This window comes from Saccharopolyspora sp. (assembly GCF_017434145.1).
GTDB classification, from domain to species: Bacteria; Actinomycetota; Actinomycetes; order Mycobacteriales; family Pseudonocardiaceae; genus Saccharopolyspora_C; species Saccharopolyspora_C galaxeae.
Window position 1 is genome coordinate 1 of sequence record NZ_JAFRFW010000745.1, and the last position, 5,060, is coordinate 5,060.

3 protein-coding genes are annotated in these 5,060 nt (G+C 71.2%); all 3 read right to left on the reverse strand.

Annotated elements, in window-relative coordinates; genetic code table 11:
* Positions 1 to 82: 82 nt before the first annotated feature.
* Positions 83 to 2,740, reverse strand: a complete 2,658-nt coding sequence (locus IJH84_RS20275) for a glycosyl hydrolase family 65 protein (protein ID WP_295147606.1) — start codon at positions 2,738 to 2,740, stop codon at positions 83 to 85.
* 126 nt (positions 2,741 to 2,866) lie between these two features.
* Positions 2,867 to 4,432 (reverse strand): glycoside hydrolase family 32 protein, encoded by a 1,566-nt coding sequence (locus IJH84_RS20280; RefSeq protein ID WP_295147611.1) that lies wholly within the window; start codon positions 4,430 to 4,432, stop codon positions 2,867 to 2,869.
* A gap of 141 nt (positions 4,433 to 4,573) precedes the next feature.
* A complete protein-coding gene (locus IJH84_RS20285; RefSeq protein ID WP_200070416.1) occupies positions 4,574 to 4,855 on the reverse strand; it encodes an HPr family phosphocarrier protein in 282 nt (93 codons plus the stop codon).
* Positions 4,856 to 5,060: the final 205 nt, after the last annotated feature.

The following is a 5,060-nucleotide window of genomic DNA, read 5'->3' on the forward strand; positions in this document are numbered from 1 at the left end:
GGTGGTGCCGACGCGCCTGGTCGTGCGGGACACCACGGGACCGCCGCAGGAGTGAAGGTCCTTCGTGGACGGAATCTCCGGGTCACGGCTGGACAGTCACCTCCCGCAGGCCCGCGTTGCCCTCGCCTTCCGGGTTGGTGAGCTCGACGCGGACGAACCGCGTCGTGCGGCCTTCCGGCATTTCCGGCGCGGCTTCGCGGAAGTGCACACCGTCCACAGAGGTCAGCAGGCGCGACGACACCGGTTTCGTGTCCGTCCACTGTGGCGTGATGCGGGAGATCCGCTGCGGTGCGCCGAGATCGACGGTCATCGATCCCGGGCCGGTGGCGTTCAGTTCCCACGTCGTGGCGGGGCTGCCGTCGACCGCGGCTTCGGCGTACTTGCCCGCGTCCTCGGACGTGGCGGTCGCGGTCTTGCAGCGGGCGAGGTCGTCGGTCGGAGCACGGTCCGGGCGGCGGGTCTTGAGGCTCAGCGGCGTCGCCTCGCTCACGACGTGCGCACCGTCGGGCGCGTGCACCGTGAACGGCTCTCCCCCGCGGAGTTCGACGGTGCTCGTCTCCGGGCCGACGCGGACGTCGAAAGTCCTGCCCTGCCAATGCAATTCGGTCAGCTCGACGCCTCGCGGCAGCTGCGGCGGCAGCATCGGGTCGAGCGCGACGCCGTCCGCGCGCCAGCGCAGGCCGGTCAGCCCGAAGGTGAACACCTGCGAATACCCGCCGCCTCCGGTCAGGAAGTTCAGCGCGGGCGCACCGGCGCCCTCCCCCGCCTGATCCCCGCGCGCCTCGGAGAACTGCGCGAACGGTTCCCGCACGAACGGCCGGATCGAGCGGTTCAGGTAGGTGTTGGTGGCGCAGCCGGGTTCGCCTGCCGCGGCGGCGTCGATCGCGTGCACCGCGTCGGTCATCGCCGGGCCGTCCGGATCGGTGCGCGGCGCGTAGTAGTCCAGCGTGTTCGCCGCCGCCTCCGGCGACATCGGCCACTCCAGCGGGTACTGCAGCAGCACCGTGTCGGCCTGCTTGATCTTGCCCCCCTGGTAGCCGTCGTACTGCTGGAACACCTGCTGCTGCGGGTCGAACGGGATGCGCAGCTTGTCGGCGATCTCGGTCCACTGCGGGGGTGCCTGCCCGCCCAGCACGCGAGCGGCTTCCGCCGCCTGGCGCAGCGCGGTGGCCGCTCCGGCGTTGGTGAAAACCCCGTCGTTGACGCCGTTGCTGTATTCGTCGGGCCCGGCGACGTTGTTGATCGAGTAGCTGCCGTCCGGGTTCGGGGTGACCCGGCCGGTCCAGTACTCCGCGATGCTCTGCAGCACCGGCCACCCGTGCTCGCGCAGCCACTGCCGGTCACCGGTGGCCAGGTAGTACTGCCACGCCGCCAGCGCCACGTCGCTTTGCAGGTGGTTCTGCGTCCGGCAGTGCGGCGGATCCCAGCTGTGGCAGTCCTTCTCCAGATCACCGGTGTCCGCGCTGGTCCACGGGTAGAAGGCGCCGCGCTGGCCGAGAGCGGCCGCGTTGGCGCGCGCGGCGGGCAGCGTCTTCTCGCGGTACTCGACCACCGATTTGGCCAGTTCCGGGTGTTGCAGCAGCAGGCTCGGGTACATCCACAGCTCGGTGTCCCAGAAGATCAGGCCCGCGTAGTTGTCGCTGCTGAGCCCGGCGGGCGGGATGCTGGTGTCCTGCCCTTCGCGCACGCTCGACAGCAGCGCGTACTGCGTCGAGCGCAACGAGTTCTGCAGGTCCGGGCGCCCCGGGACGCGGATGTCGCTGTCCCACAGCCGCAGCCACCGCTGGACGTGCTCGCTGAACAGGTCCTGCCAGCCGCGGCGGGCGGCGTCGTGCGAGGCCGACACGGCCGAAGTGGCGTGCTGCGGCGAGGTGTCGACTCCGACGAACTTGCCGAGCTCGTAGGTTTCGCCCTGTTCGACGGGGAAATCCACGGTGTGCTCGGCGGTCAGCCCGTCGACGCTGCGCCGGTGCTCGGTGACGTCCACGCCCGAGCCCGGCCGCAGCGTCGATGCCACGGTCCCCTTGGCGCCGACACCGTCGGTGGAGAACCCGACCCGAACCGTGTCGCCGTTCGCGTCACCGCCGGTCGGCTGCATCCGGCGCGCGCCTGCGCCGTCGATCGCGTCGGTGACCCGCGCCTGGCCGTCCCAGTGCGGGGTCATCCGGACCCGCACCGCGCCCACGCGCTCGTGCGCGCGGTCGGCCACCACCTCGTAGACCAGGTCGGTGGCCCGGCCGTCCGGGGCTGTCCAGGTCAGCTCGGTGCGCAGCAGTCCACATCGGACGTTGAGGGTCTGCCGGTAGTGCGAGATCTGCTCCGGCGGCGTGTACGCACCGTATTCCTGGTCGCCGACGCCGACGCCGAGCGTCGACCAGGTTGGGATCGCCGCGATCGAGTGCCGGTCCTTCGGCGTCTGGTCCGTCGGCGCGAGCCCGTAGAGCCCGGCGACGAAAGCACCGTCGAGCCGCGGCGTCTTCAGCGGATACCCGGTCTCCTCGCCGGTGGCCATGTAGCCCATCCCGGCGGGCGGCACCCGCTGCCCGAGGTAGCCGTTGCCGACGAAGGCGTGCCGGGTGTAGGTGTTGTCGAACTCGCCGGTGGACAGCTCCCATCCCGGCCCGGCGGCGCAATCGGCGGGCGGCTGGGCCGGAACGGCTTGCATCGGAGTGGGGGCCACCGTGGTCGCGATCGCCAGCACGGTGCCGCCGAACACTCCCCCGAAGCGCGTCAGTCGCATGGAGACACCTTTGTCCTGGGCCGGCACGAACAGCCGGAGAGCCAACACTCTGTCACGGGTTCAGTCAATACCGGGTTCGCGGCGCAGTTCCCGGTTCGGCGGGCGCCGGGCGGCGAAACCATCTCGTCAAGCGAGTTCGTGCACTTCCAGCGAGATGACCTCGACCTGGCCTCCAGCGGAGAACAAGCACAGGCGGTCCGCACCCGCATCCGGCAGCACCAGGTCGGTGAGCACCGCCTGCCCCCGGTCCCCGAACACCTCCACGCAGCAGCGGTCCGCGAGCAACCGGATCCGCAGCACCTCGCCCGCCGGGTCCAGCGGCGTGCCGTGCCGTGCCGGGAACGTGGGGCCGACCGGTGCCGATCCGGACTGCGTGCGATCGACGAAGAGCTCGCCCGCATCCGCGTCGTAGCCCACTCGGGTGCGCCGTCCACCGCCGGAGAACACGTCGAACCCGAACGCGCTCGCCGTCCCGAGCCGGAACTCGGCGACGACGTCGAGCGCGGTTCCGGTGAACTCCGGCGCCGATTCGCCGACGACGCCTCGCCATCGCCGCACCCCCGCACGCCGGGACTCCAGCTCGGCGACCGGCTGCTGGGTCAGCAGCACCCCGGAAGCGGTCGCGGTGAGGCCGACCTGCCGCGGCACGGTCATCGCTCCGCGCCAGGGATCCGTGGGCACCTGCTCGGCGTAGTCCCAGTTGCTCAGCCAGCCGATCCACAGCCGCCTGCCATCCGCGGCTGGAACGTCCGAAAAGGACTGCGGAGCGTAGAAGTCGGCTCCCCGCTCCGCCCAGCGGACCCCGTCGGCCGGGCCCTGCGCGGAAAAGGTGGTCCCGTCGAAGTCGCCGAGGAAGTACTGCGTCGCCGAACCGCCGGCGGGACCGCCGGGGTTGATGCTGACGATCAGCACCCACCGCGTGTCCGCCGGGTCACCGTCCACCGGCAGCTCGAACAGGTCCGGGCACTCCCACACGCCGCCGTGCGCGCCTTCTGCGGCGCCGAACTCGCTGAGCCGGTGCCATTCCCGGAGGTTCGGCGAGCCGTAGAACACGATGCGGTCCCCGGCCGCGAGCAGCAGGATCCACTGCGCGGACCGCTCGTGCCAGAAGACCTTCGGGTCGCGGAAGTCTTCGACGCCCGGGTTCGGGATGACCGGGTTGCCCTCGTACTTGGTCCAGGTGCGCCCGCGGTCGGCGCTGTGCGCGATGCTCTGCTGCTGGGTTTCGCCCGCGCTGGTGTAGATGGCGACCAGTCCCGCGCCGCCGTCGAAGAACCCGCTGGTGTCGTGGTGGTCGACCACGGCGCTGCCCGAGTAGACCTCGCCGAGCTCGTCCGGCCGCAGCGCGACGTCCAGCTCCTGCCAGCGGACCAGGTCGGTGCTGACCGCGTGCCCCCAGCTCAGGTTCGCGTGCGCCGTGCTTTCCGGGTTGTGCTGGAAGAAGAGGTGGTACTCGCCGTCGTGGTGCACCAGGCCGTTCGGGTCGTTCATCCAGTTGCGCGCCGGGGTGAAGTGCACCGCCGGTCGCCAATGCGGCGTCGCCGCGGCGCGAGCCGGTGCCGGGGCGAGGCCCAGGCCGAGCAGGGCTCCGGTGCCGACGAGGAAACCGCGGCGGTTCAGCGCCCGGCCACCGGGTGTGGTTGCGGCCCTGAAAACGTCCGATCGCTGCTGCCATGCGGGTTGGTCGCGCACTCGATCCTCCTTGATCAAGCCTTCCGATCAGAGCGTTGTGCTGCGGTTGGGACTCGGCCGACATCACCGCGCGTTCTCGGAACCTGCGTTCGCTGAGGAGCATCAGCTGCTTGACGCAGGAACTCGGATTCCTGGGGCGCCCTAGGTGGCCGCGGGTTCCTCGTCGAGGTCCCGTTCGAGCAGCGCGACCAGCTCGTCGAGCGCTTCGGCGCTTTCCGAGCTCAGCTCCACCTGCTCGCCCTGCCGGGCGCCGAGCGTCATCAAGCCGAGCACGCTGCTCGCGTCGACCGGGTCGCCGGGACGATCATCGGTGACCTTCGCGATGGTCACCGCGGCGGGCTGCCCGGCAGCGGCCGAAGCCAGCAGGGCGGCGGGCCGGGCGTGCAGGCCGACCGCGGCGGCGATCGTGGCGCGACGATTCATGGAAATGCCTCTCAGTCCGTCGGTGCGAAAACCCTCGAGCTGCTTCCCGCGCAGCGAATTCAGGCTGCGACGGCGGTTTCGGCGGCGCCGGTCCGCTCGGTCCGGCGGAGCCGCTTGGCCAGCAGCACCGCCTCCGCCGCGACCACGACGCCCGTGACGATCGCACCCAGGTACGGCAACAGGTGCCCGGCGAGCGGCAGCACGA

Excerpts from the sequence above, each read along its gene's own strand:
- IJH84_RS20275 (WP_295147606.1), bottom strand. The coding sequence starts at position 2,740 with ATGCGACTGACGCGCTTCGGGGGAGTGTTCGGCGGCACCGTGCTGGCG.
- IJH84_RS20285 (WP_200070416.1), bottom strand. The coding sequence starts at position 4,855 with ATGAATCGTCGCGCCACGATCGCCGCCGCGGTCGGCCTGCACGCCCGG.